The 25,188-nt window shown below is 50.1% G+C and carries 19 protein-coding genes; 12 read left to right on the plus strand and 7 right to left on the minus strand.

Annotated elements, in window-relative coordinates:
• Positions 1-228 precede the first annotated feature (228 nt).
• The gene (locus tag AC0TWI_RS09145; RefSeq protein ID WP_488126040.1) at positions 229-1,902 is read right to left on the minus strand and encodes a S8 family peptidase; all 1,674 of its coding nucleotides are present in this window, start codon (positions 1,900-1,902) and stop codon (positions 229-231) included.
• Between the two features lie 71 nt (positions 1,903-1,973).
• Between AC0TWI_RS09145 and AC0TWI_RS09150 the strand changes: the two genes are divergently transcribed.
• The 3 genes from AC0TWI_RS09150 to rsiV all read left to right on the plus strand — a co-directional run bounded on the left by AC0TWI_RS09150 (position 1,974) and on the right by rsiV (position 3,603).
• Entirely contained in the window at positions 1,974-2,171 is a 198-nt protein-coding gene (locus AC0TWI_RS09150) for a hypothetical protein (protein WP_488126041.1), read from the plus strand.
• Between the two features lie 98 nt (positions 2,172-2,269).
• Positions 2,270-2,761, plus strand: a complete 492-nt coding sequence (gene sigV / locus AC0TWI_RS09155; protein ID WP_488126042.1) for an RNA polymerase sigma factor SigV — start codon at positions 2,270-2,272, stop codon at positions 2,759-2,761.
• Between the two features lie 2 nt (positions 2,762-2,763).
• Entirely contained in the window at positions 2,764-3,603 is an 840-nt protein-coding gene (gene rsiV, locus AC0TWI_RS09160; protein ID WP_488126043.1) for an anti-sigma-V factor RsiV, read from the plus strand.
• A gap of 539 nt (positions 3,604-4,142) precedes the next feature.
• Here rsiV and AC0TWI_RS09165 read toward each other — a convergent pair.
• On the minus strand, positions 4,143-5,564 hold the full coding sequence (locus AC0TWI_RS09165) for an N-acetylmuramoyl-L-alanine amidase (RefSeq protein ID WP_488126044.1): 1,422 nt from the start codon (positions 5,562-5,564) through the stop codon (positions 4,143-4,145).
• Between the two features lie 236 nt (positions 5,565-5,800).
• On the opposite strand from AC0TWI_RS09165, the gene AC0TWI_RS09170 reads away from it, so the two are divergent.
• From AC0TWI_RS09170 to AC0TWI_RS09180, 3 genes are all read left to right on the plus strand, one after another.
• Entirely contained in the window at positions 5,801-7,768 is a 1,968-nt protein-coding gene (locus AC0TWI_RS09170) for an LTA synthase family protein (protein ID WP_488126045.1), read from the plus strand.
• A gap of 81 nt (positions 7,769-7,849) precedes the next feature.
• On the plus strand, positions 7,850-9,724 hold the full coding sequence (locus AC0TWI_RS09175) for an FAD-dependent oxidoreductase (RefSeq protein WP_488126046.1): 1,875 nt from the start codon (positions 7,850-7,852) through the stop codon (positions 9,722-9,724).
• A gap of 623 nt (positions 9,725-10,347) precedes the next feature.
• Entirely contained in the window at positions 10,348-11,397 is a 1,050-nt protein-coding gene (locus AC0TWI_RS09180; protein WP_488126047.1) for a nuclease-related domain-containing protein, read from the plus strand.
• Between the two features lie 248 nt (positions 11,398-11,645).
• Here AC0TWI_RS09180 and AC0TWI_RS09185 read toward each other — a convergent pair whose 3' ends face one another.
• The 3 genes from AC0TWI_RS09185 to nagA form a co-directional block, all read right to left on the minus strand.
• Positions 11,646-13,409, minus strand: coding sequence for a mechanosensitive ion channel (locus AC0TWI_RS09185; protein WP_488126048.1), 1,764 nt, complete (start codon positions 13,407-13,409; stop codon positions 11,646-11,648).
• Positions 13,410-13,938: 529 nt separating this feature from the next.
• The gene (locus tag AC0TWI_RS09190) at positions 13,939-14,643 is read right to left on the minus strand and encodes a glucosamine-6-phosphate deaminase (RefSeq protein WP_488126049.1); all 705 of its coding nucleotides are present in this window, start codon (positions 14,641-14,643) and stop codon (positions 13,939-13,941) included.
• A 14-nt stretch (positions 14,644-14,657) separates the two neighbouring features.
• Positions 14,658-15,797, minus strand: a complete 1,140-nt coding sequence (gene nagA, locus AC0TWI_RS09195; RefSeq protein WP_488126050.1) for an N-acetylglucosamine-6-phosphate deacetylase — start codon at positions 15,795-15,797, stop codon at positions 14,658-14,660.
• Between the two features lie 147 nt (positions 15,798-15,944).
• Between nagA and AC0TWI_RS09200 the strand changes: the two genes are divergently transcribed.
• Both AC0TWI_RS09200 and AC0TWI_RS09205 read left to right on the plus strand, forming a co-directional pair.
• Complete coding sequence (locus AC0TWI_RS09200; RefSeq protein ID WP_488126051.1) at positions 15,945-16,457, plus strand: RNA polymerase sigma factor; 513 nt, start codon at positions 15,945-15,947, stop codon at positions 16,455-16,457.
• On the plus strand, positions 16,444-17,013 hold the full coding sequence (locus AC0TWI_RS09205; RefSeq protein ID WP_488126052.1) for a hypothetical protein: 570 nt from the start codon (positions 16,444-16,446) through the stop codon (positions 17,011-17,013). Before AC0TWI_RS09200 ends, AC0TWI_RS09205 begins: the two co-directional genes overlap by 14 nt.
• Positions 17,014-17,118: 105 nt before the next feature.
• Here AC0TWI_RS09205 and AC0TWI_RS09210 read toward each other — a convergent pair whose 3' ends face one another.
• Both AC0TWI_RS09210 and megL read right to left on the minus strand, forming a co-directional pair.
• Positions 17,119-17,574 carry a C40 family peptidase gene (locus tag AC0TWI_RS09210; protein ID WP_488126053.1) on the minus strand — a complete coding sequence of 152 codons (456 nt, stop codon included), beginning with the start codon at positions 17,572-17,574 and terminating at the stop codon, positions 17,119-17,121.
• A gap of 267 nt (positions 17,575-17,841) precedes the next feature.
• Entirely contained in the window at positions 17,842-19,059 is a 1,218-nt protein-coding gene (gene megL, locus AC0TWI_RS09215) for a methionine gamma-lyase (protein WP_488126054.1), read from the minus strand.
• A gap of 182 nt (positions 19,060-19,241) precedes the next feature.
• Here megL and AC0TWI_RS09220 point away from each other — a divergent pair, with 182 nt between their 5' ends.
• From AC0TWI_RS09220 to AC0TWI_RS09235, 4 genes are all read left to right on the plus strand, one after another.
• A complete protein-coding gene (locus AC0TWI_RS09220; protein ID WP_488126055.1) occupies positions 19,242-20,264 on the plus strand; it encodes a C40 family peptidase in 1,023 nt (340 codons plus the stop codon).
• Between the two features lie 140 nt (positions 20,265-20,404).
• A complete protein-coding gene (locus tag AC0TWI_RS09225; RefSeq protein ID WP_488126056.1) occupies positions 20,405-21,991 on the plus strand; it encodes a hypothetical protein in 1,587 nt (528 codons plus the stop codon).
• Entirely contained in the window at positions 21,981-24,803 is a 2,823-nt protein-coding gene (locus tag AC0TWI_RS09230) for a DEAD/DEAH box helicase (protein WP_488126057.1), read from the plus strand. Before AC0TWI_RS09225 ends, AC0TWI_RS09230 begins: the two co-directional genes overlap by 11 nt.
• Positions 24,804-24,813: 10 nt before the next feature.
• Positions 24,814-25,134, plus strand: a complete 321-nt coding sequence (locus AC0TWI_RS09235) for a hypothetical protein (RefSeq protein WP_488126058.1) — start codon at positions 24,814-24,816, stop codon at positions 25,132-25,134.
• Positions 25,135-25,188 lie beyond the last annotated feature (54 nt).

A 25,188-nucleotide genomic window follows, 5' to 3' on the forward strand; every position in this document is an offset into this window, starting at 1 on the left:
ATTCGCGTTAATGGCCGTGAACTTACGTAAGTTTACGGCCCATACAGCAAGCGGATCCTAAATTTATAAATAACAAAAAGAGAAAGGTGAAATTGACTCGCTCAATTTCACCTTTCTCTTGGTTAGAGACTAGTTATGTCCCAGCCTCTTTTGTTGCAGTTCCTCGGATCGATTCAGGTAATCCTAAGAGATCTGAATCCCTTGTGGAAATGAACTTCGCGTTGCTCTTTATTGTGTGATGAAGTTATCGCTTAGTGCCCTTGCAATGAAGAGTGAGTATTCGGCTCTTGAAATTGATTTGGCCGGACGGTACGTGTTGTCTTCAGGGTAGCCGTTTGTGATTTTTGCTTCCTTGAGCGCGTTGACTGCTGTAAAGTAGTAGGCGCTCTTTTTCACGTCTTTGAATGCCGCTTTGTCTGTGTCGTCATAGTGGAAGGCCCGTTTGATCATGATGGCTACTTCACCTCGGTTGATCGGGGCGTTCGGTTTGAAGCTGCCATCCGGGTAGCCGGTGATGATCCCCTGTTCAGCCGCCGCTTTTATATATGATTCTGCGAAATGACCTTTCGGGACATCGGAGAAGCCTGTGCTCCCTTCACTCTTCAGGTTGAGTGCTTTGCCGATGATCGTTGCTGCTTCTGCCCGCGTTACGTTGCCCTCCGGTTGGAAAGTGGAATCCGGATAACCAGTAATGATGGCAGCCTGTGACAGGTAGCGGACTGCTTGCGTATACCAAGCGTCCGGCCGGATGTCGGTATAAGAGGACAGCAGCTCGCCCGGTGCCTGAACAAGGCCGTAGCCGAAGTCGCTGTTCCGTCCCCCTTTTCCGAGCGGTAGTGCGTTCATTTCCATAATCTTGCGGATCTGCTTGCCGGTCTTGTCTTGATACGCCTCTTTGTAAAGTGCAAGGACACCGGTTACGAACGGAGCGGCAACCGATGTGCCGGAGCCTGTTCCATAGTCTGCATGTGCCCCTGACTTCGGATCAGAATACGTGCTGTAGACATTCGAGCCTGGCGCACAGACTTCAAGTGACGGTCCGTAGTAAGAGAACACCGAGCGCTCGAGGTTGTTTTCGAGCGAGCAGACGGCGATGACCGATGGATAGCGCGCTGGATAGAGGACGTCGGAGAATGTTTCGTTCAGATCCTCCATATTCCCGGCTGCCGCAACAGTGAGGATCCCCTTCTCTTCTGCCTTCTTCAAAATCTCCTCCATCGCCTTCGTGCCAGTCGGCGATGTGAGACTGAGATTGATCAGATCCATTTTGTTGTTAATTGCCCAGTCAACACTTGAAATGATCGCTGTCTCTGTACCATAACCGTTTTTGCCGAGAGCTTTAACAGAATAAAGCTTCGCATCAGGTGCAACACCGAGAACACCAAGGTCATTGTCCTGTGCGGCGATGATGCCGGCGACATGTGTGCCATGGCCGAACTCATCTACGTCATACGGCGACTGCTTGACGAATGAAACGCCGCCTGCAAGCTTCAAATCAGGATGCTTGCCGTTGATCCCCGTGTCGACGACGGCAATTTTAACATTTTTGCCGGTCCATCCGGCCTTTTTGGCGTTGTGCGCTTGGACGCGCTTGTATTGGGCGGTTATCGTCTGAGTGGATTGTATTTGGACGAACTGCTCTTTTTCAATCCATTTGATTTGGGGCTGGGACTCGAGGAATTGCCGTTGCTCCCCTGTGATGATGGCTGAAACGGTCGGTATATTTGTGAACTGCTGCTTCGGCTGGATACCCGCCTTTTCAAGCAGCTTCTGGTCAATCGATTGATCAAATGTAATGAGTACCTTTTCCTTGTCCGAAATTGCTTCTGCAACCGTAATATTTGCAAAGCTATATAATAGAAGAAAAACGAAAAAAACTGCTGCTGATAATCTCTTTTTCAACTGACCCCCGCCTCCCGGTAAACTCTCTATTCTGCTATTATACTTGGAAACTATTAGGAAGAGAAGTGGAAATGGGTGTCATGGGCGGCATGCGGAGCTGGAAGCGGCGCAAAAATGGTCTTGGGACGCGAATCCGCATAGATATCGAGGGATATGTCGCAGCTGGAGAATATATTACCGAACTGGGGATTATATGTCGCAACTGCAGATTATATTACCGAATTGGCGGATATATCGACAAAATGATTCGAAGGCTGGCTGTTATGTGAATTGCATCCAGAATCTCTTTTTCGACGCGCCAACTTTTTGCAGTGCTGGTGCGTCTATTTAGTGAAAATGCATTTTCGAAAAAGGAGTTTTTTGTGGGATGAGGAAGGATGCTGAGGATCAGTTCGTTCAATGTGTGATGGAAAATAAAGAGGATTTTTACCGGCTGGCGTACAGTTATGTACGGAACCAGGATGATGCGCTCGATATTGTGCAGGAGTCAATCCAGAAAGGGCTTGTCTCGCTTCGTTCGCTTAAGGACTCAAGTTCAATAAAAAGCTGGTTTTACAAGATTGTCGTACATGCGGCGCTCGACTTTTTGCGGAAACAGAAAAGGCTGGTGCTCGCTGATTCGGATACGCTCGAGGCTTTTGGAGAAGGAAGCGGCGATGCGTATGAGGATTTCGATCTTCATCAGGCGATGGATCGTCTGCCTCATGAGTACCGCACTGTTGTCGTGCTGCGCTTTTTCGAAGATTTGACGTTTGATGAAGTGGCCGAGGTCACCGGGGAGAATGTGAATACGGTAAAGACGCGGCTTTACCGGGCGCTGAAGCTGCTGAGGATTACAATTCAAGAGGGAGAGATGTAGGCATGGACAAAAGGCTGGAATCACTACGAGAGGAATATAAAGAGGTGGAAATCCCAAAGGAATTGGATTTGATTGTGGAGAGGACTTTCGCCAAGAAGCGGAAGAAACGGGGATTTATCTATTGGCCAGCGGGAGCTGTCGCGGCAGCCTTGCTCCTGACGGCGTCAGTGAACCTGAGCCCGGATGCCGCAGCTGCGATGGCGAAGATTCCCGGCGTTAAAGGAATTATTGAAGTAATCACTTTCCACGAAATCAAAGAAGAAGCCGGTACAAAAAGCGTGGATGTGAAAACACCTGCACTCTTCGGATTGGACAATAAGACACTCGAAGGAAACTTGAATGCTGCGTTTGTAGCCGAGAGCGAAAAGTTATACGGCGAGTACCAGGATGCAGAGGGCCATTTCGCAATAGATGGAGACTATGACATCATTGCGGAAACCCCTGAGTTCCTTTCCATCCGCCAAAGTGTGACAAGGACCCAGGCATCCGCCTATACGGAAAATCGCTATTTGACCGTCGACAAGGAAAATGAAGCACTGATCCTGCTGCCGGGTCTGTTCAAGGATGACCGGTATATTGAGGCGATCAGTGCCAACATTAAGGAGCAAATGGCGAAGCAGATGAAAGAGGATGAAGGAAAGATTTACTGGCTAGACGATCCGGAGGTCGAATCCTTTGAGCAGATTAAGCCGGACCAGCCGTTTTACATTAACACGGACCACCAGCTCGTGATTTCGTTTAATGAATATGAAGTGGCACCGGGGTATATGGGGCCGGTAGAGTTTGTGATTCCTACAGATGTGGTAAGGGACTTGCTTGTTGGAGAACGGTATGTAAGGTAGACGGTGGCGGATGCTCGTTTGGCGGGCATCTGCTTTTTTTTTAGAAGCGCGGCGATGGGTCTGCGTTTACTGGAGATGTAGCCGCGGAGGTTGTTGGCGAAGTTTTTCCAGGTGTTATAGCACTGAACTGGTATATATATCAACAAATTGAACTGGCAGCGGGTTGATTCTGTGCCGTTTCACTTCTTAGGACGCGATCTGATCAGGCAGTTTCCAGGATATCGACCAAGTTTCGGAATATAGGTCGTAACTGATGATTATATTACCAAACTGCAGAATATATTACCGAACTGGCAATTATATGTCGCAACCAGAGATTTTATTACCGAATTGGCAGATATGGCAGCAACTAGATCTATACGCGGGTGGGTATAGAGCCAATTCGTATCTTCGACCGCGCTTGCCATCAAGTAACCTGCCCTCCCTCCGGATATCGCTCTCTCACAAAATATATCGTCGCCTCAGCAACTACTCCCTCCTATCTTCTCCTCCCCAACCAACAAAAAAGACGGGCTCATGGCCCGTCTTTCGTTCTAGCATTATTTCGTTCTGTAATACTCTTCGATTCCGTCGGCGATAGCTTCGGCCATCAGATCTTTGTAGTAGTCTGAGCCGAGTTTTTGCGCGTCGCTTGTGTTGGTGACGAAAGCGAGTTCAACGAGGACGGCTGGCAGTTTGTTGTACTTGATGACTTGGAAGCCAGAGGATTTGACGCCCCGGTTCGAAGTGCTGATTTCTTTGTACAATTTGTTTTGGATGATGGTTGCCAGTTTTTTGCTGTTGGCGCCTCGTGTGTCGTTTGTGTTGTAGTAGTACGTTTCCGTTCCGTTCGCACTCGGCGTGAAGGAGTTGGTATGAATGCTGACAAATGTGTCGGCCCCGGCATTTTCCGCGATTTTGACGCGTTCGCCAAGTTCATGGAAAACGTCAGTTCTGCGGGTCATGACAACGCTCATCCCGCGTTCTTTCAGTTTTTTCTCGACGCGCAGGGCGACGTCAAGGTTGATGTCTTTCTCACGCAGTCCGTTTGCGGATGCTCCAGGGTCTTTGCCCCCGTGCCCTGCGTCAATCGCGACAACATGCTTGCCTGTTACCGGCGGTGTTGGTGTCGGCTTGACGTATTGTGTGTCAGCAAGATAAGTGTTGCTCACATAGCCTGTGATTGTGCCGTTTGTGATGTAGGACCAGCTGCCGACATGAGCGTACACGTCGACTTTTTCGTTTTGCTTCAGGACGCCGACAATCCCGTCATTGGTGCTTGGGCCAGACCGGACGTTCAGTTCGGTGGCGTGTACATATTTTGAACCGATTGTTGCATTTTCATATGTGACCCGGAATTCCGGGTTTAGGGCTCTTGCTACAAAAACGGCGAAGTCGATCCGGTTCATTTGCACTTTTAGTCCGTATGTACCGTCCGGCTCTCCTTTTGTGATGCCTGCTGTTGTGATCTTCTTGATTACATCAAGCTGATCTTTCGGAGTGTTTGCCGGCAGATCTTTGTAAAAGACGTTGCCTGTCTCCTTGAAATGGAATGCTCTTGTTAAAAGAAACGCGATTTCTCCGCGTGTTATCGTGTCCGTTGGCCGAAATTTACCGTTCGTGTCACCAGTGATAATGCCTGCTTCCACGGCTGATTTAATATAGCCGGAGTAGACAGTGCCTTGCTTCACATCCGGGAATTTTGTTTTTCCGGGTGTGCCGTTCAGTCCCAGGGCGCGTCCGAGGAAAGTAGCTGCTTCTTGGCGAGTGACTTTTTCGTTGGAGCCGAAAGTCGTGTCTGTCTTGCCTTGTGCCACACCTTTTTGGACGAGGTACTCGATCTCTTGTGCGTATTGTTCCGGGACATCCGTGAATTTGGCTGCCGCCGCTGCTTGGGTGGAGGCAAAGCTTCCAATCCATAGAATGGCGAGGAATGCTGCCAAAATCGTCTTGCGTATCATGTTGTTCATTTTCTTTCCCATTCCCTCCCTTTGGCTTCTATACCTTATTTCGTCATAGTTTACCATATTTTAAGTTTAATTTGTGGGTTTTTAGGAAATTTGTACACGTTGGTTCGAATTTTGGCAGAACAGGATAATTACTAAAACGTTTGATAAATTGCAGTCTAAGCGGTATCGTAGGAATGATAAGCATTACATAATAAATTTCAGATCTCGCACAGCCAGTCGGGATTCTCGACAAAGAAAGGATTTTAGGGATGGCAAAATTTGCAAAAGGCCTTAAGGCTTTTCTTCTGGAGCATGTGATTTTTATCGTGTTCTTTCTTTTGGTTTTGTTCAAGCTGTACACTTTCAACAAGCACACAGATACGATTTTTTTCTATAACGGAGCTGTGAAGTATTTCCGTGAAAGTTTCCAGGCGCTGTCAGATACAGGCAGCTTGGATCTTTTCTACCGCGGAGTTTTCCTCGTGACGCTCGGCGCGTTGCTGCTTACGATGTTCTGGACGCTTCTCTTACGCGGCCGAAAGCAGTTCATCGCGCTGATAATCGTTGACCTCGTCATTTCGATTTTGGCATTTGCAGATCTCGTGTACTACCGGTATTTCCACGATTTGCTGTCGATGGCGGTTCTGTCACAGGCAAATCAGACGGGCGCGATCAAGGACAGTATTTTTGGCTTAATGCAGACGAGCGACTGGGCCTTCTTCTTCGACTTTGTCGTGTGGATTCCCCTGCTCATCTTCTTGCTCATTAAAAAGATCAAATGGAATTCCGGCCTCTCTTATAAATGGAAGACTGTCGTCGCGGTTGTCGTTTTTGCGGCAGGTTATCTGTTCACAATGGCGCCGATCAATCATTACATTTCTAAATATGGAGATGTCCTTTTCAAGCAGACCTGGTATAATATGTCTGTCTACAACCAGGCCGGATTGCTCGGTTTCCATGGGATTGATACGTGGAAGGCGATTGATGAAAACATCTTGAATAAGAAGACGGTCAGCCCTGAGCAGCAGAAACAGGTCGAGGACTGGTTCACCAATCATCAGGAAAAGCTGAAGGAGAAATCACCTTTTTACGGCACGGCGAAGGGCAAAAATGTGATGATTATCCAGCTTGAAGCGTTCAACAGCTTTTTCATCAACCGTGATATAAACGGCGAAGCGATTACGCCGAATATTAATAAGCTGATCGGCGATTCGATGTACTTCAGCAACTTTTACCATATGACTGCCCAAGGACGGACGTCTGATGCGGAGTTTCTCGCCAATGAATCGCTCCATCCGATGACCGCAGGTTCAGTATATGTGAAGCATGCGAACAAGACGTTTGACAGCCTCGCTTCCGAGTTGAAGAAACAGGGCTATGAAACGGCGGCGTTCCATGCATATGACAAGACGTTCTGGAACCGGTATGCGATGTATCAGAACACGGGCATTGACCATTTCTTCGGCGACAAGGACTTCAAGCCTGGCGAAGTGGCCGGCTGGACACTCGGCGATAGGCCGTTTTTCCAGCAGAGTGTTGACAAGCTGCTGACGTTCGACAAGCCGTTCTATGCGTTCATGGTCGCGTTGTCGAGCCATCACCCTTATGACATCCAGCCTGAGTATAAAAAGTTAGATGTGAGCCCATATGAGGGGATCTTCGCGAATTATATTCATTCGGTTCATTACGTCGACCAAGCGATCGGCGATTTGGTCGAGAGGATGAAGAAGGAAGGGCTCTGGGATAATACTGTCCTGATGATTTACGGTGACCATGACTACGGCGTGGCCGAAAATGAGTCAATGGCAAAAGTGGCCGGAGAAACGACGGATCCTCTGACGATCGATCAGCTGTACAACCGGATTCCGCTCATCATCCATCTGCCGAATGACGAAGGAAAAGGCATCTACGAGAATGCGGGCGGCCAGATCGATGTGGCGCCGACCGTTCTGGATCTGCTCGGCAATGTTCCTGACCCGCTTTATATGATGGGCCATACCATGACGGCCGGCGAGAACAATCTTGTCGCCTTCCGCTACGGCTCCTTTACGGACGGAACGGTCTATTTTAAAGCTTCACAGGACGGCGTGTTTGAAAACGGAACATGCTATGATTTAAGTACACGCAATGCGACAGATGTCGAAGCATGCCGCGACGGTTACAAGGAAGCCCAGACCCGGCTCCGCGTCTCCGACAACGTACTGCTCGGTGACCTGATCAAAAAATTTAAGAAATAAAAAGGAGGACAGGCTGTCTCAAAGTCAGCGCCTGGGCCGCAGGTTGGCGGCAGGCGTGTTGAGACAGCCTTTTGACTACAAATGAATCATACGAAAAATGCGCTCATCTTATTTGGCGCCATGCTATTTGCGATTGTCGGCCTGCTCGTCTGGGGTGTCTATCTGTCCGGAAAAGGATCCGGGGGTACGCTGGAACAGTCGGTCGAACCGTATAAGGCGCCTGTATTGGAAGAAGAATACGACGTCGTTGTTGTCGGCGGAGAACCTGAAGGGGTGGCCGCGGCCGTCTCAGCAGCCCGCAACGGCGAAAAGACGCTCTTGATCGAGCACCGTGACGGTCTTGGCGGACTTTTTACATATGGAGCACTGAACTTCCTTGATACGAGCAACGATATGAAAGGCAAGCCGGCAAACACGGGGATTTTCCTCGAATGGCACAGGCTAGTCGACCTGAAGCACGGGTTTGATATTAAAAAAGCGGGCCTCGCATTCATGAAGCTCGTCCAGGGTGAAAAGAACCTGACACTCTCTTTGAACACGAAAGTCGAGGAAGCCGTGATGGACGGCACCCGCCTCACCGGTGTGAAAATCGTCGATGAAGACGGCAAGGAGCGAGTCATCAAAGCCAAAGCTTTCATCGATTCAACGCAGGATGCCGACCTCGCTGTTTTGGCCGATGCTCCTTATTTCAAAGGCGGTGCGGACATCGGTCTTGAGGACCGTAAAATGGCCGTGACCCTCGTCATGCACTTTAAAAATGTCGATTGGGCCGCTGTGAAGAAAGCCGGTACGGATGGCGTCTTCGGCGGTGCTGATGTAACCGATAATGTCGGCTGGGGCTTCAACGACCTCCATTACGACTACAAGCCGCATTTTGACAACACCCGCCTCCGCGGACTCAATATTGTGAGGCAGGATGACGGCAGCGTGTATGTCAATGCGCTGCAGATTTTTGGCATTGACGGGCTGGACCCAGAGGAGCGCAGGAAAGCGATCGAAACCGGCCGCGAAGAATCCGAGCACATCCTCGCCTATTTGCAAAAAGAATTCCCGGGCTTTGAAAACGCGGAGCTCGCTGAATTCCCAACTGAATTGTATGTGCGCGAAACACGCCACGTGCTCGCCGAATACCAAATTCCGATGGCCGATGTTTGGGAAAACCGTGACCATTGGGACAGCGTTGCTCTCAGCGCCTATCCGGTCGACGTTCAGGCAACCTCGCCTGGCGACTATGGCTACGTCATTTCGGACCCAGTCCAATTTGCCGTCCCATTCCGCTCTCTCATCCCGCTTAAAGTCGACGGTCTTCTGATCGCGTCAAAAGCATCCGGATACGGCTCCATCGCCGCCGGCAGCGCCCGCGTTGTTCCGACTGGGATGAGCGTAGGCGAAGCGGCAGGTGCCGCAGCCGCGATTGCGAATGGGAAGGACATCTCCTTCCGTGACATGTCTGCGGACAAAAAACTGATCGCGGAGTTACAGACGAAGCTGAAAGATCAGGGCGCAAATCTGTATTCGTTCGAGCTGGACTACACATATAAAGGCGAATGGTTCTACCCGGCTGTAAAAGTACTGCTCAACTACGGCCTTGTCGTTGGCGGCTACCAAAACGAACTGCCGGTCGACAAACCGATGATCGAACTAGGCTTCTCCAACCTGCTCTCCGGCCTAAAACGAATCGAACCCGGTGATAAATACGAAGACGCCTTGATGAACATGCGCGCCCTCGTCACAAACACCGAACAACCGACCACCCGCAACCGCGCCGCCGAAATGATGCTCAAAGTATACGGCGTTGACGCAAGCGGCGACGCAGCCTGGAACGAACTCGTCAACAGAGGCTTGCTGGATGAAACCATCATCGGCCAGCTGCCTGAGGACAAAGAACTGACAGGCAAAGAAGCATACTACTTGGCTTATCTGCTGTTTAGGGATTTGGGCGAAGTACAGGAATAGAGATTTTGGATTTTGGAGTATGGCCAGGCGCTGGGGGCGCCTGGTTTTTTTTGTTTGGATGGGATTGGGCTGTGCGTGGGGATTGGGTGTGGCGTGGGTGCCGGGTTTGTGAAGTAGTGCATGAATTTAGGGTGCATGGGCGAATTGGTCGATATCTTTGCTGAGGTGGTAGATTTATTCGGTGAGGGCGACATAAATTCGTCAGGATGGTAGATTCTTTGGCTGAGACGGACATAGATTGCACTGGGGCGGACAATAGCCGCAGTTGGAGTGTTGAGATGGCTACAAGATATCCGGTTTTACCGGATATTCTATTCGTTACGGGAAATTCGAACCCCTAGTACGCGGTTACTGCTTGTTATTATGCAGATTCCCTGCCGCGCTGATAAGTAATTTAGGGTTACTTAAGGACAAAGCGCGGCTTTGCCTGTCCGGTGCTTCTGAATTCCACTACGCGTACAGGTGAATTGGTCGATATGTTTTCCAAGGTGGTAGACTTATTCGGTGAGGGCGACATAAATTCGCCAGGATGGTAGATTCTTTGGCTGAGGCGGACACGGATTGCGCTGGGATGGACTATATTGTCAGAGTGAGAAGCGAGAGTATGCACGAGGGCCCTCAAATTGAAGGTATTTCCCCTGAAATGTCGAATAGTGTGGTATCAAAGTAAAGAAGGTGAAAGAATGATCCAAAAGGATAGAGGATTTGCCGCAGATATTATCTCACTGGAGAGGTTGTTGCATAGGGGGCTTTTACCGGATGCACTCCGCGAACGGATAGAAGGAGACTTGGCCAGGCGCAAGGCCGGTTTGCGCGGGGAGCAATCCTTTGATTATTACCTCTCTCTCCTGCCTGAGAAAGAAGTCCACATTTTTAAAAACCTTCGCTTGCCCCTTTCAAGCACTGCCTTCATGCAAATTGATTTTCTCATTTTAACCACTCATTTCTATCTCATTTTTGAAATCAAGCATATTGCCGGCCAGTTATTGTTTGAACAACATCAGTTGATTCGCTCCTATAGTGAAAGTACCGATTCATTTCAGGATCCGGTTCTCCAAGTAAAGAACCAGCAGTATCACCTTAGCCGGCTTCTTCAAAAACAGAAGCTTTCTCAACTTCCTGGCCACCCCTTTGTTGTGGTCACAAGCACCAATTCAATCATCCAATTTTGCCCCGATTACCCTGATGCCAAAAAACTGGTGATCCGCCCCGCTAAACTGCCCTCACTCTGGGAAGCTCTCCTGCAAACGTATAAAATCCCAAGACTGTCAGACACTCAACTGAAAAAAATGACAAGGGCTTTGAAAAGGCTGGATCAGCCATTTCATGCAAGACCATTATCTCAATATGGCTTGACAATTGAGGACTTGGATAAGGGAGTTTATTGCCGTCCCTGCAATTCAACAATAAAGATGGAGCGGGTTTACGGGAATTGGCACTGCCCTGTTTGCGGTCATAGAGATCAGCTGGCGCATTATTCCGCTCTCCTGGATTTTTATTTATTAGTAGATGATAAGGTTTCTGTAGGTAAATTGGCCGCTTTTCTCGATCTTAACGCCCGCACCGCCGCTCGATTGCTTAAGAAATCCGCGTCCTCTTACACTGGAGAGAACAGAGGCAGACGCTACCATATTCCTATCAAAGAGATTTTATTGCATGTTAAGGAACAGTAGATGAGCTATTTTTCCGCGGGTCCATTCTTTACCCGTGTACTTGCCCTTGCCGTGCTTATAGGTAATTGGTCGATAAGTTTGCTAGGATTGCAGATAAAATTGGCGAGAGCTACATAAAATCGCCAGGGTGGTAGATAACTTTCCCGAGATGAACATAAATTGTCGGAGGCGGTAGATATCATTTCAATTCGACGCCCCACAAGCAAAAACAGCGCCCATCAAAAGGATGGGCGCTGTTCCTGTATCTATTATTCCATTGGATCATCGTTTCCGCCTAGGTTTTGGTCTGGTGTGTTTGGGTTTGGCGGTTGGTTTGGGTCCATGCTTCCTGGCGGCATGTTGGTGCCTGGTGCAGGAGGCGGTGTGATGTTGGATCCCGGTGTTGGAGGTTGCTGTCCTCCTCTGCCTGGTCCAGCAGGCGGGGCCATGTTTGGCTTTTGTCCCATTGCCGGGCCATCGTTTGGTTTCATTGGGTTGGCCGGTTTTTTCGTCATGTCGACGTTGGTTTGCTCGATGGTTTTATCGAGTTTGGCCAAGTAGTTTTTCGCAAAGTCTTTTCCGCCGAGGCCGAATGCCAAGCCGAATGCGAGTGCGAGTCCGCCAAGGATTAGGATGAACGCGGCGTTGACAATCATCGCTGCGACGCCGAGCTGGTCAAGTGCCATGAACACGGACAGTGCGATGATGGCATATTTTGCGACGGCTGTGATGACTTTAAAGCTTGGTCCAGACAAGATGCTGGAAAGTACTTTTTCCACGATGTTGCCGATGATCAGACCGATTGCCAGGATGATGACCGCGGCAATGACATGCGGCAGATACGCCGTGATGGCCGTTAGCATCGTAACGAGGAATTCAAGCTTGATCAGGTTTAAGGCTTCAATCGTCAGGAAGAAGACGATCAGGATTTGTGCAATATACCCGACAACTTCGGACATTAGCATTTTGCCCGCTGCCGGCTTCCAGTTGCCAAGGGAGATGTTGCGTGTCATTGAATCGAATCCTACCCGCTGAAGCAGGCCGGCCACGATTTGGCGCACCCATCTTCCAAGCCAAACTGCGATCATGATCAGCAATGCAGCTACTACGATGTTTGGAATCATCGTCATGATGTCGTTCAGCATTGCGACAGCTGGATCGGTGATGGCACGGATCTGCAGCTGGTCAAGCGCTGAAATGACGATCGGAATCATAATCAGTACGAATACAATTGTACCGATGACTGAAGAGAGCGTTGTGTCGCCAAGTACCTTTTGCAGGCCGAGACGGTGTGCGAATTTTTCTGTGCCAACGGATTTCAGCAAGCCTGTAACAAGGTCACGGATCAGTTTTGCAACGAGCCAGCCGATCAATAGAATGAGCGCCGCTGCAAGCAGTTTTGGAATGAAGGCAAGCATGTTTTGCAGCATGCCGCCGAATGGTCCTGCAACGCCATCAATGTTAAGTGCAGACAGGACGCCCGGAATGAAGAGCAGCATGACTAGGTAAAATACAATGTTCCCTGCTGTAGTTACAGCTTTCTTGCTGCTTTCTTCCGAGTCGGACACATTCATTTTTTTCATAAAGTTGCCGATCGCAGCCTTCTGGCCGATTTTCACGATGAGCATCTTCAATACGGAAGCGATGACGAAGGCAAGCAGTAAAATGAGTGCGGCCTTCAGCAATGCCGGAATGAATCCGAGCATCGTTCCGAACATGCCCATGAACGGCGAAGCAACTGCGCTGAGGTTCAGCAGATGGAAAAATAGGATGAAGACAAAGATGAGGATAACCCAAAAGACAATTTTTCCAATCAGTTTGTTTGTATCAACGTTTTTCCCGGAAGCCTTTCCTTCCCCATGGTGCTCCGGTGCAAAAATTTTCTCGTCCCAGCGCGTTTTGCGCAAAAGTTTTTCAACTCCGTTGCCGACCATGCGGGCAACAATCCAGCCGACAAGCAATACAATCAGGGCCCAAATCAAACTGGGGAGCTTGCTCATGTATGTAGCGGCCCAATAACCTGAATCGAACATCCTATTACCTCCCAAAAAGTTAGTTATCGGTAGTCTATCTGTCTTTACCTTTTAAGGAATGGCAATAAACATGAAGTTAACGGCTGAGCTTGTCGTTGTGAAATATGGCACATGTTTCTGTATGGCTATGGCGCCGAGTTGTCGTTATATTCGCTGAGACGGCGATATCCAACTTTTCAGCGGGATCTCGGGCGGGGTTTCTGCGCAAAACGGTTCAAAGTTGGGAATGCACGCCCGGGTTCACTGCTACCGAGGTCAAAAAAGCCACTTCGGATTGCGCTCTGTTACTTAAGGGCAAGCGCGGAGTTTGGTTTGGGTGGGCAACCTTGTTTTCTGCCCGCGGACTTGGGCGAATTTGTCGATATATTCGCCGGTTCGGTAATATAATTCGTAGTTGCGACATATATCCGCCAGTTCGGTAATATATCCTCTGGTTGCGACATATATTCCGAAAGTTGGTTGATATCCGCACGCTCTCCCCCCCCTTTAAATAAGAAAAACTCCCCAAATGCGGGGAGTTTTCTTATGATTATAGTTTGCTGGCTGCGGCTTCGTCGACGATGATGATGGCGTCCGGATGGTTTTGCAGTGCGGAGGCCGGGCAGTCTTCGGTGATTGGGCCGTTGACCATTTGTTGGATCGCTTCGGCTTTGGCTTCGCCGAATGCGAGCAGGATGATTTTTTTCGCTGCCATGATGGAGGCGATGCCCATGGAGATCGCATGGGTTGGAACGTCCTCTTCTTTTTCAAAGAAGCGGCGGTTTGATTCACGTGTGGAAGGTGTCAGTTCCACGACATGTGTTTTGGTGTCGAACGGTGTGCCGGGTTCATTGAAGCCGATGTGTGCGTTTGTGCCGATGCCGAGGATCTGCAGGTCAATCGGATGGTCGGCAAGCACTTGGTCGTACCGAGCGCATTCTGCGTCAAGGTCTTTAGCAGTGCCGTCCGGCAAGTAGCTTGCTTTGAATGGCAAGATGCTGAAAAGTTCTTTTTCCATGAAATAGCGGTAGCTTTGCGGATCTTCATCGGACAGGCCGACGTATTCGTCCAGGTTGACGGTTGTCACGTTGCTTACGTCCGGTTTTGCTTCGCGCATATTGGCATAAAAATTCAGCGGTGTGCTGCCTGTAGCAAGGCCCAATGTCTGGATGGAGCCATTCTTAATTCCTTCATTCACAAGTTCAAATGCTTTTTTCGATGCTTCTGCTTCAGTTTTCACTTTGATAATTTCCACTTTTGAGATCCCCCTTAGTTTCCGGCGCCTAGCCGATAGGTTTTTTCTACTTTCAGCTCCGCGCTCATGATGACGAAGTCTGCATCTTTTCCGGGTGCGAGGCTGCCTTTGTGCTCAAGGCGGAATTCCCGCGCCTGGTTGCCGGATGTCATGCGGACCGCTTCTTCGATTGTGCAGCCGGTGAACTCGATCACGTTGCGGAAGGCGTCATCCATTTTAAGGACGCTGCCGGCTAGTGAGCCGTTTTCGAGGCGAGCTTGCCCGTCTTTGATCGTGACCTTTTGTCCGCCGAGCTCAGATTCGCCCTCCGGCATTCCTTTTGCCCGCATGGCATCCGAGATAATTGAGATGCCGGACGCGCCTTTCACCTTATATGAAAGGTTGACCATATCCGGCACAACGTGGATGCCGTCACAGATAATTTCTGCATAGAGTCCGTCTTTCAACAAAGCATGACCGGCGCCGCCTGCATCACGGTGATGAAGGCCGTTCATGGCGTTGAACAGATGAGTAGCGTGTGATGTTCTGCTTTCAAGCAGTTGTTCGCGTGTTGCGTCTGTATGTCCCATCGACGGCACGATGCCGCGTTCGATCAGCACATTCTCAAATTCGCGCGCTCCCGGTTTTTCCGGCGCATAGGTGACAAGCTTGATTTGCTCCCCTGACGCTTCATGCCACTCCAGAAACTGGTCGATATCCGGCGGTACGATGTATTGGAGCGGCTGGGCACCTGCCTTGTTTTCATTGATGAATGGCCCCTCAAGGTGCACGCCTTCAATTGAAGCGCCTCTATCCTTGGCGACTTTCACTGCTCGGAGCGCATCCGTAATTTCTTCATGCTTTTGCGTGATGGTTGTGGCAAAGAATGAAGTGACTCCTTCTTCGAGCAATTTTTCGCTCAAGAAAAGGAGTTTGTCAGGATCAGCATCCATTACGTCGATACCGTACCCGCCGTGGATATGAATGTCGATCATGCCGGGGATGATCACTTTTCCCGAAGCATCGATGACTTCTTCGCCCTGTTGTTCTTTATAGTTTGCCATTTCGCCGATTTCACGTACTTTTTCATCAAAACGGATATAGCCGTTTTCGATTTTCTCCTGTTCCTCGTTTCCAGTGTACAATGCGGCATTAATGACTACCTTTTTTTGCATTTCTTCATCTCCTCAACAAACTTGGCATGCTATCTTTATTATAGGATTGTGGGCAAGGGATGACAAATAATGCGCGGCGAAATTTTTTAGACGAAGTGAAAGATTTCCGGCCGCTGTCCGTCTACTTAATAAGGGGGGTGGCAAAGCGTGCATGATTGGGACCGAGTTGAAAATTGGTTCCTCGAATACGGGGATGATGTTTATCGATTTCTAATCTATTATACAGGGACATTTGATGTGGAGGATGCGGTCCAGGAAGTGTTTCTGCGGGCAGCCGCGGGATCGTTCAAGGGAGAGTCCTCGCCGAAAACGTGGCTGCTATCGATTGCCAAGCGTTACGCGGTCGATCAGCACCGTCAACGAAAAAAATGGCGGCTGTTCGATGTCTCCAAGAATGAGGAAAGCACAGCCGGCCCTGAGAAGCTCGTCCTCCAGGATGAAAGGCTGGCTGCAATTTATGCGGAAATTGACAGGTTGAGGGCTTCGTACCGGCAAGTTTTGCTCTGCCGGCTCGTGCTCGAGTATTCCGTCGATGAAACAGCGGATATACTAGGGTGGCCGAAGCCAAAAGTGAGCGTGACCTATCACCGGGCATTGGCGAGGCTGCGCAAAAATCTCCAGTCTGTTGAGGAAGGAGGCGTCGGATTTGATAAACAGTGAGTTTCCAAAATTCTCAATGAGCGAAGAACAGAAAGAACGTATCTGGAAAAACGTGAAATCCGGTGAAGGTACAAAAAAGCGGGCGCCGCGACATCTTCTCCCCCGCCTGCTCAGTGCCGCCGTCTTTCTAGTCTTCTTTGGACTGCTCGGCACGATCTTCTTTGAAAAATATGGCCCGGGCGCCGATCCACTCGAACAGGTCGTTCTTGATTTGCCCGCAGACACGGTGATGGAAAAGCAGAAAGACGGAAGCTACCGTTTTATCAGAAATGGGGCGTATATCGGGGGATTGGCGGTGACAACGGCGGAGGAGCTGGAAGCCTCTGACGACCGAAAAAAGTATATGGCTTGGGAGGTTGATCCCGAGGTTCCGGGGATGCTCTATCCAACAGAGCGGAGGATGTTCCACGTCAAAACGATGGACGCCATCCAAGAGGACCATTTCTATATTAAACCTGAAGAGGACAGCGATTTCCTCTATGATCTCTACTTCAACCGGCCGGCAATTGAACTTGAGGAGGCAATAGAGATCACCCGGACATTCCAGCTGAAATAAGGGAAGCTACAATCCGGAGGACAAAGGTCATCAGATTGTGTTTACATGCCTGCCTATTCACACACAAAAAAGCTGCCAGGATTTTCACCCTGGCAGCTTGTCATTTTAAAGTATGCGTTTTGCACCGACATATTTTGATTTCCAGTAGTACGGATCATCCAGGGATGTAATCATAACCCCTTTGCTTGCAGCATGGATGAACTTTCCATTGCCAGCATAGATGCCGACATGTGAGATTTTCGGTCCGCCTGTGTTAAAGAACACGAGGTCTCCCGGCTCAAGTTCGCTTTTGCTAACCGCTTTGCCCAGTTTGTGCTGTTCTGCAGCAGAGCGCGGCAGGTTGATTCCGTGTTGCTTGAATGTATAGCCTGTGAAGCCTGAGCAATCGAACCCGCTTGGAGTTGTCCCTCCATATGTATAACGAGCACCTAATAGCTTCTTCCCTGATTCAATAATTGCATTTCCGTTAACAGCCGCACTTGCGTTGCCGGCTTGTCCAATGACGAGAGCGAACATCAATACTGCCAGTAAAGAAACCAAAGCTTTTTTGACGATAGACACTGTTAGTTTTTCCCCCCGGTAATTATTGACTCTCTTCTAGTCTATTTGTTGTAACTGTTTACAATACTAGCATACAAACTACCAAAGCTATTTTACAGTTATGTAACAATTACATTTCAATAGTTTCCTGTTGCGGAAAAGCGGGTAATAGTGCGGGTTTGCGAGGGGTGAATCTATCTTTCTCAGGCACCTGGAATGTGCTTGAGAATAGTATTTTTGGGCATCTCACAAAAAAAGAAGCCGACTAACGGCTCCTTTTTTTGAGGATCAGTTCTTGCTCTCTTCCAGTTGGGGCACGCCTGCTGCGGCATTCATCGCCTGTTCAAGATCCTCCCATATATCCTCCCATGCTTCGAGACCGATAGAGAGGCGGATCAACGTGTCGCTGATGCCCATTTTTTGTCTTTCTTCAGCCGGCACGATTGAATGAGTCATCGTTGCCGGGTGCTGGATCAGTGTTTCGGTGTCGCCGAGCGATACGGCGATTTTGATTAATTTGCACTCGTTTAAGAAGCGCTGTGCGTCTTCTTTCGTGCCTTTCACTTCAAAGCTGATCATGCCGCCGGGGCGTTTCATCTGCCGGTTGGCGATGTCATATTGCGGGAAGTCTCTGTCGCCCGGGTAATACATTTTGCCGACGAGCGGATGGTTTTTCAGTTTTTCTGCGATTTTTTCGGCGTTGTCACAGTGACGATCCAGCCGTACAGGCAGTGTTTTCAGTCCGCGTAGAAGCAGCCAGGCGTCGAACGGGGCAATGATGCCTCCGATATCCTTGCGGACAGTTGCAGCCAGTTCGTCCAGGTTCTGTTTGCTTCCGGCCACGAGTCCGGCGATGACATCGCCATGGCCGCCGATATATTTCGTCGCGCTGTGGACAACGTAATCGCAGCCAAGTGCGAGCGGTTGCTGCAAGTATGGGGAGCAGAATGTATTGTCGACGACGACCGGAATGCCGTATTCTTTTGCAATATCGGCGATCATTTTCAGGTCGACCAATTTCATCGTCGGGTTGATCGGTGTCTCAACGTAAATGACACTCGTATTTTCGCGGATTGCCTGGCGGATCGTTTCCTCTCTGTCCATCGAGATCAGGTCGTGGGTGATGCCGTACTTCTCTTCTATCATCCCGAGCAGGCCGAATGTACAGCCGTAGATCCCTTCTGAACAGAGGACATGGTCGCCGGCTTTCGTCAGATGAAGCAGAACTCCGCTTACAGCAGCCATACCGGAGCCGAATGCGAGTGCCGCCTCTGCTTTTTCCAGTACAGCCATTCGTGCTTCCAGCGTCTGGACGGTCGGGTTGCCGAGCCGGGAATAAATATAGCCTTCCTGTTCACCGGCAAACCGCTGCTCCCCGGCTTCCGCCGTTGGGAAGGTAAATGTCGAGGTCTGGTAGAGCGGCGGAGTCAGGCTGCCGTCAAAATCGGGTGCATGGTAACCGGCATGAATGACTTCTGTTTCAATCCGTGTTTGCTTTTTCTCCATCGTTGCGCCTCCTTCAATGTCTCTCTTTTATTTTATGATAGGAAGGCCTTTTTTGAAAGTCAATTCTGATTATTCTCTCCTATTGTTACAAACTGATTAAATAGAACAATAGCTTGCAAGATTTGTTCCTTTGTATGGTACAATTGGGAAAAAAGCAGGATTTTGTCAGGGGGAAATTGTCGATGCGAAAGAAAGTGATTGGTGCGACGGCGGCATTTTTCATAGCATCCTCATTTTCAGGGCCGGTCTCCGCGGCTACATATGAAGTGAAAAGCGGGGATTCGCTCTGGAAAATTGCAAAGGCACATAACACGACGGTTGAAAAAATCAAGCAGTTAAACAATCTGACGGGCGATGCCGTCAAACTTAAGCAAATCCTCGTCCTCGACGGCAGTACAGCAGCAGTGCAGAAGCCTGCTCCTCCTGCTATCCAAGGGACACCGGCCAAGCAGGATACCCGGATCTATACGATCCAACGCGGCGACAGCTTAAGCAAGATTGCAGCGAACTTCCATACAACAGTGGCAGAGCTTAAAAAAATTAACGGCCTGAAAAGCGAAGTGATCAATGCCGGGCAGACGATCAAGATCGGCAAGGATGCCGTCCTTCCTGCTCCGCCGGTCGTCAAGCCGGCTGAGACAAATCCATCGGCACTAAAGCATACAATTGCTGCTGGAGACACGCTCGAAAAAATTGCGCTGCGCTACAAGACGACAGTCGCCAGCCTGAAGGAATTGAATGGGCTGAAGTCCGACCTCATCTATGCAGGCCAAGTATTGAAAATCGGCAGCAGCCAGAATGCCGCTCCGGCGCCTTCGCCTGAGCGTCCCGCACCGGAATCCGGATCAGGGCTTCCGGTCGTTGAAACGGCAAAAGCGCTGCTCGGTGCTCCTTATGTTTGGGCAGGAACAACACCTGCGGGCTTTGATTGCAGCGGGTTCATCTACCATGCATTCAACGCAAGCGGCAATCCGATAAAACGGCTCAGCACGGACGGCTATTATGACCGTTCGCACTATGTAACGAACCCGGAGCCGGGGGATCTCGTCTTTTTCGAAAACACATATAAAAAAGGGATTTCCCATATGGGCATTTATCTCGGCGGAGGCAACTTCATCCATGCCGATGAACAAGGCGTCCAAATTAACAACTTGGAAGAGTCCTACTGGAAAAGCAAACTGAACGGCTATAAAAAGTTTTATTAAAGAAACACAGCCTGGCAAAAGCAGCGAAAAACGCGCTTTGCCCCAGGCTGTGTTTTTTTATTCCCCTCTTCAATTCATCCTCCCGTGCTCGTGACAATTCCTGTTCCGTCACGGTATAATAAGGTTTTGGAGGTTTGATCATGAAGAGTCCTATCCAACAGCAAATTATAGTATATAGCGATGACTTGAAGAAGGAGCTGGATGCGCGGAGCGAGACGCACCAGAAGCTGATTCAGCGGGGTTTGCTGTTGAATCGGCACCAGCTTGTGCACGGTCTCCGGTTTGGTCCGGGCAAGGTGTCAGCTGTCGTTCATGATGTGACACCCGCGTTCGTTGAACTCAATCTGCTTGACTCAGAATTAAGTACTTGTGCCTGCCATGAAGGAGGCATCTGCCGCCACCAAGCCGCCGTTTTTTTCTCGGCACTTGAGCGCAGCGGTGTGGAAAGTCCTTTTTCTTGGATTCAGTCTTGGAAAGAAAGCTGGGAAATACAAGATGTGCTCTCCACTTTAAAGCGGGGCTCCGACTTGCTGAAAGAAGAAGTGCCACAAAAGAGTTATGAGCAATGGCTGCAGCGGATCCGAACGGCATTCGCCCATCCGCCGCAGCAGAATGTATATACACTGGTCGAATGGGCGCATAACCAATACCGGCGGCTGCTCGGCTTTGCCCCTGTCGAAAGGGAATGGAAGCCGCTGTTCAGGCTGTTTGCCGCGGTTGAAACGTTAAAAATCATGCGCGAACAATGGCTTGAATTGTATAAAAGTGAAGACAGCGCACCCCGTCCAGTCCTGAATTTCAATGAATTTCTCGTCGAGGAAGCAGAGGATGCGCTCAATCTTCTTTCGGCCGCCGCCTCTCCTTTCGCATTCGATGAATACTATCGCTATCTAAAAGAGGAAAGTGCCCGATACCTTGAAATGAACGGTGCATTTTCCCATCCATTTATCGATTTATATTTGGATTTCTGGCAGATGCTGTTCACTGCAGCTGCCGAGCGGGAAACAGAGCTTGACCGGCTCCTGGCCCAACCCGCAGATTGGCGCCACAGTGCTGCAAGGATCCATCTGGCGATCTTACTGGAAAAAGATGATCTGGCGATTGAACGGATCAAAGAAGAGGGCGATTGGCTTGCTGTCTATGCGATCCGCTGGCTGAAAGGACTCCAGGCGGGAAAGTCTAAGGCGCGGCTCGAGAGGTTCCTTCCCGTCCTGCTAGAAAAAATCATGTCCCATATCCACGGAATGCCAAACACCTATGAACAGTCCCTGTTCGTCCGTTTTTTGCTGCAGACGATCGAAACAGAATCACTGCCGCTTGCGTCCCGGGAGTCGATCTATATGGACCTGCTCCCCCACAGCCTCTATCATTATCTAGCCTTCTTGCTTGAACAGGAGGACTACCGGCGCTGGGCGGAGTTGCAAGCGTATTCGGACCGGTCGCTTGAATTTATGGATCGAAAAACGATCGAACTGATCGCCAAGGCCGAGCCATCCGCCTTGTTCCCGCTTTATCACCGGGTGATCCAGGATTTCATTAATCAGCGGAACCGGGACTCCTACCGGAAGGCGGTCCGTTACCTTAAGCGCCTGCAGAAGCTGTATAAAAAGGAGAAGCTTTTGGGTCAGTGGGATTTGTTTATTGAAGAATTGATGAAGCGCACGAAACGACTACGGGCTTTTCAGGAAGAATGCCGGAAAGGAAAGTTAATCGACGATGAAGCTTGATGTTTTCACGATCCATATAACTCCACAGTCAGAAGGGCAGTTTTTCATATATGTAACGGATGAGAATGGCGTTGAAGCACGTCCGGGATCCTGGAAACAGCCATTGTTTTTTTGGCATCAGGAAAGCTTTTTCGGTACGTTTCTTGAGATACAGCAGGTGGAAGGCCATGAAGGGATTTCTATTGACGGCTATTCGCTTGTGACCCTGCTCGGAAATGAGCGTTTCCACTCCCTAGTGCGTTGGGAATGGGCAGAGCCTGCGGATGCGCTGCTTGCGGTTGCCCCGATCATGCTGGAAGCGATCGGCAGCGGGAATTGGGTTCCCGAGTTTATCGATGGCGAAGAAGAATCCTGGCATTGGCAAGTCCCGCAGATCGTCTGGGATGAGTTTGCAGCACCTTTCTGGGAGCAGGATGTCTTTGGAGAGCCGATGCGCTCCTTTGCGGCCCGCTTTTTCGGTACTGCCCTCACCTCCTTTCTGGAGAAAGGGCACGGAGGAACCGAACTCGCGTGGAAGCTGAAGGAGCTTGAAGAAAGCCCGCTCACCGCAGAAGAGAAGAATGATTATTTTGATGAAGAAAAATGGCGCGAGTGGTCAGGGATTTCCGGGGAAGAGCCTGCCCCGTACACAATCGGAATCCGCCTGACGGAGCCTGAAGAGGATGAGGAGGATTGGCTGCTTGAGACGGTCGCACGTGATCCGAAACGACCTGACCGTTTGTACACGCTCGAGCGGAAAAGCAAGCTGCCGAAACGGCTCGCCGCCCTCCTGCCGGAAATTAAAAAGGAACAAGAGCGCTGGATCAAGCTTTTCCCTTGGCTGTCTGGTGAAGACGGCACTCTCGCGCGTACGCTTGAGGAGTCTGAAGCCTGGGAATTCCTTACGGATGCGAGCGGCAAGCTGCTGGCGCTCGGCATCGAGATCCTGCTTCCTTCCTGGTGGGAAGCAATGCGGGAAGCAAGCCTCAATGTAAAGGCAAAGCTAAAAAATACAGCGGCAAACTACCGCCCGGCCTTTGTCGGGCTGGATGCCATGCTTGATTTCGACTGGCGGATCTCGATGAACGGGGTTGATCTGTCGGAAGAAGAATTTGCCGATTTGGTCCAGCAGGAACGCCGCCTCGTCCAAATCCGCGGCCGCTGGGTGAAACTGGATCCGAAAATGATTGCCCATATCCAGGCTTTGATGGTTCAAGCGAAGAAAGAGGGGCTCAGGGTCCAAGATATCTTTTCGCTTGCACAGGATGAAGCGGAAATGCCAGCAGACGTGGAAGAGTGGGATCCGCGTGCATTTGCCAGAGTTCAAATCGAGCTGAACCAGTCGATGCGAAAAATGCTCGACCAGCTGAACGGAAAGACACAGATTCCAGTGACGCCTGTTCCCCAATCGCTGCAAGGAGAACTGCGTCCTTACCAGCAGCTCGGGTTCGACTGGCTCGTCTTCCTTCGCCAATTTGGGTTCGGCGCCTGTCTTGCAGATGATATGGGGCTAGGGAAAACGATCCAGCTGATTGCTTATCTCTCCCATGTCCGCTTCGTCGAAAAGCAGGAAACACCGGCGCTCATCATCTGTCCGACCTCTGTACTCGGCAACTGGCAGCGGGAATTGGAACGCTTCTCCCCCTCTCTTCGTGTGAAGCTCCATTATGGTGCAAACAGAGCAAAGGGAGAAAGAATCGCAGAGGAAGTGAAGGATGCAGATGTCGTGCTGACGACGTACGGTCTGGCAGCCATCGATTTCGAAGAGCTGTCCGCCATCGATTGGAGCTCGATCTCACTCGACGAGGCACAGAACATCAAGAACGCCGATACGAAGCAGTCCAAGGCCATCCGCAAGCTGAAAGGGAGACACCACATTGCCCTGACCGGCACACCGATGGAAAACCGGCTCGCGGAATTATGGTCGATCTATGATTTTACAAACCATGGCTATCTCGGCACCTTCGGACAATTCCAGCGGAAATTCATTGCCCCAATTGAAAAAGATGGGGACGAGAAGAAGATCCGCGAGCTGCAGATGCTGATCAAGCCCTTCCTCTTGAGAAGAACGAAGAAGGATCCGGAAGTGGAGCTGAATCTTCCAGACAAGCTTGAGCAGAAGGAATATTGCGCGCTCACGACAGAGCAGGCCGTCCTTTATGAGCAGCTCGTCCAGAACACCTTCCAGAAAATCGGTACGTTGACGCATTTCGAACGGAAGGGGTTAATTTTGCAGATGCTGAACAGGCTGAAGCAGCTATGCAATCATCCGGCGCTCTATCTGAAAGAAGAAGAGCCGGCACATGTGGAGGAGCGGTCCAACAAGCTGGCCGTACTTATCGAACTGGGCGATGCAATCATGGAAAACGGCGAAGCGTGCATCATCTTCACCCAGTATATTGCGATGGGTGAAATGATTCGCGAATTGTTAGAAGAACGCTATGGCGTTACTGTGCCGTTTTTGAACGGCAGCATGCCAAAGGCGAAGCGCGACCAGTACGTGGAACGGTTCCAGGCCGGAGAATTCCCTTTCTTCATCCTTTCGCTGAAAGCTGGCGGTACAGGATTGAACCTGACGGCGGCAAATCATGTGATCCACTACGATCGCTGGTGGAATCCGGCGGTTGAGAATCAGGCGACAGACCGCGCTTACCGGATCGGCCAGAACCGGTTCGTCCATGTCCATAAGCTGATTACGACCGGAACACTTGAAGAGAAAATCGATATGATGCTTGAGAAAAAACAATCATTGAACGATGAGATCATCCGCAGTGATCAATGGGTGACGGAGCTTTCCAATGAAGAGCTGGAAAGCCTGCTTGCCCTAGGGTAGGTGGAAAGATTTGCAGGAGCATGAAGGAGATTTCCCTGAGGGCGCAAAAGAAATGGCAGCTGCCCTCAGGCGTTTAAAAGATGCGAGTGCCGAGTGGGAGCGGGAAAAAGCTGCTCTCCGGATGGATTATCTGTTGAGGGGTATTTGCGAGGCTGAGGTTGATGGGCTTGTGGAGGAGCGGGCTCCGTTACCCCTGCCCCTTCTCTGGGATCACGCGAAAACATCGAGTGAGAGACTTGCTGAGGCTTTGCACTATCAAGGGGAAATAACAGCTGGCCCTGAATGGCTGCCGTTTCTCTCCAGCCTGGCGTTCATGATTGATCAACAATGAAGGGCTGTCTTCCTGTTCAGGGACAGCCCTTTTCTAATGGGGCAGTAAAACGGG

The sequence above is a fragment of the Lederbergia sp. B243.17 genome (genome assembly GCF_057657925.1).

Coding starts and splice junctions, on each gene's coding strand:
- AC0TWI_RS09150 (WP_488126041.1), top strand. CDS start 1,974: ATGGGTGTCATGGGCGGCATGCGGAGCTGGAAGCGGCGCAAAAATGGT.
- sigV (WP_488126042.1), top strand. CDS start 2,270: ATGAGGAAGGATGCTGAGGATCAGTTCGTTCAATGTGTGATGGAAAAT.
- rsiV (WP_488126043.1), top strand. CDS start 2,764: ATGGACAAAAGGCTGGAATCACTACGAGAGGAATATAAAGAGGTGGAA.
- AC0TWI_RS09165 (WP_488126044.1), bottom strand. CDS start 5,564: ATGGGAAAGAAAATGAACAACATGATACGCAAGACGATTTTGGCAGCA.
- AC0TWI_RS09170 (WP_488126045.1), top strand. CDS start 5,801: ATGGCAAAATTTGCAAAAGGCCTTAAGGCTTTTCTTCTGGAGCATGTG.
- AC0TWI_RS09175 (WP_488126046.1), top strand. CDS start 7,850: ATGAATCATACGAAAAATGCGCTCATCTTATTTGGCGCCATGCTATTT.
- AC0TWI_RS09185 (WP_488126048.1), bottom strand. CDS start 13,409: ATGTTCGATTCAGGTTATTGGGCCGCTACATACATGAGCAAGCTCCCC.
- nagA (WP_488126050.1), bottom strand. CDS start 15,797: ATGCAAAAAAAGGTAGTCATTAATGCCGCATTGTACACTGGAAACGAG.
- megL (WP_488126054.1), bottom strand. CDS start 19,059: ATGGAGAAAAAGCAAACACGGATTGAAACAGAAGTCATTCATGCCGGT.
- AC0TWI_RS09220 (WP_488126055.1), top strand. CDS start 19,242: ATGCGAAAGAAAGTGATTGGTGCGACGGCGGCATTTTTCATAGCATCC.
- AC0TWI_RS09225 (WP_488126056.1), top strand. CDS start 20,405: ATGAAGAGTCCTATCCAACAGCAAATTATAGTATATAGCGATGACTTG.
- AC0TWI_RS09230 (WP_488126057.1), top strand. CDS start 21,981: ATGAAGCTTGATGTTTTCACGATCCATATAACTCCACAGTCAGAAGGG.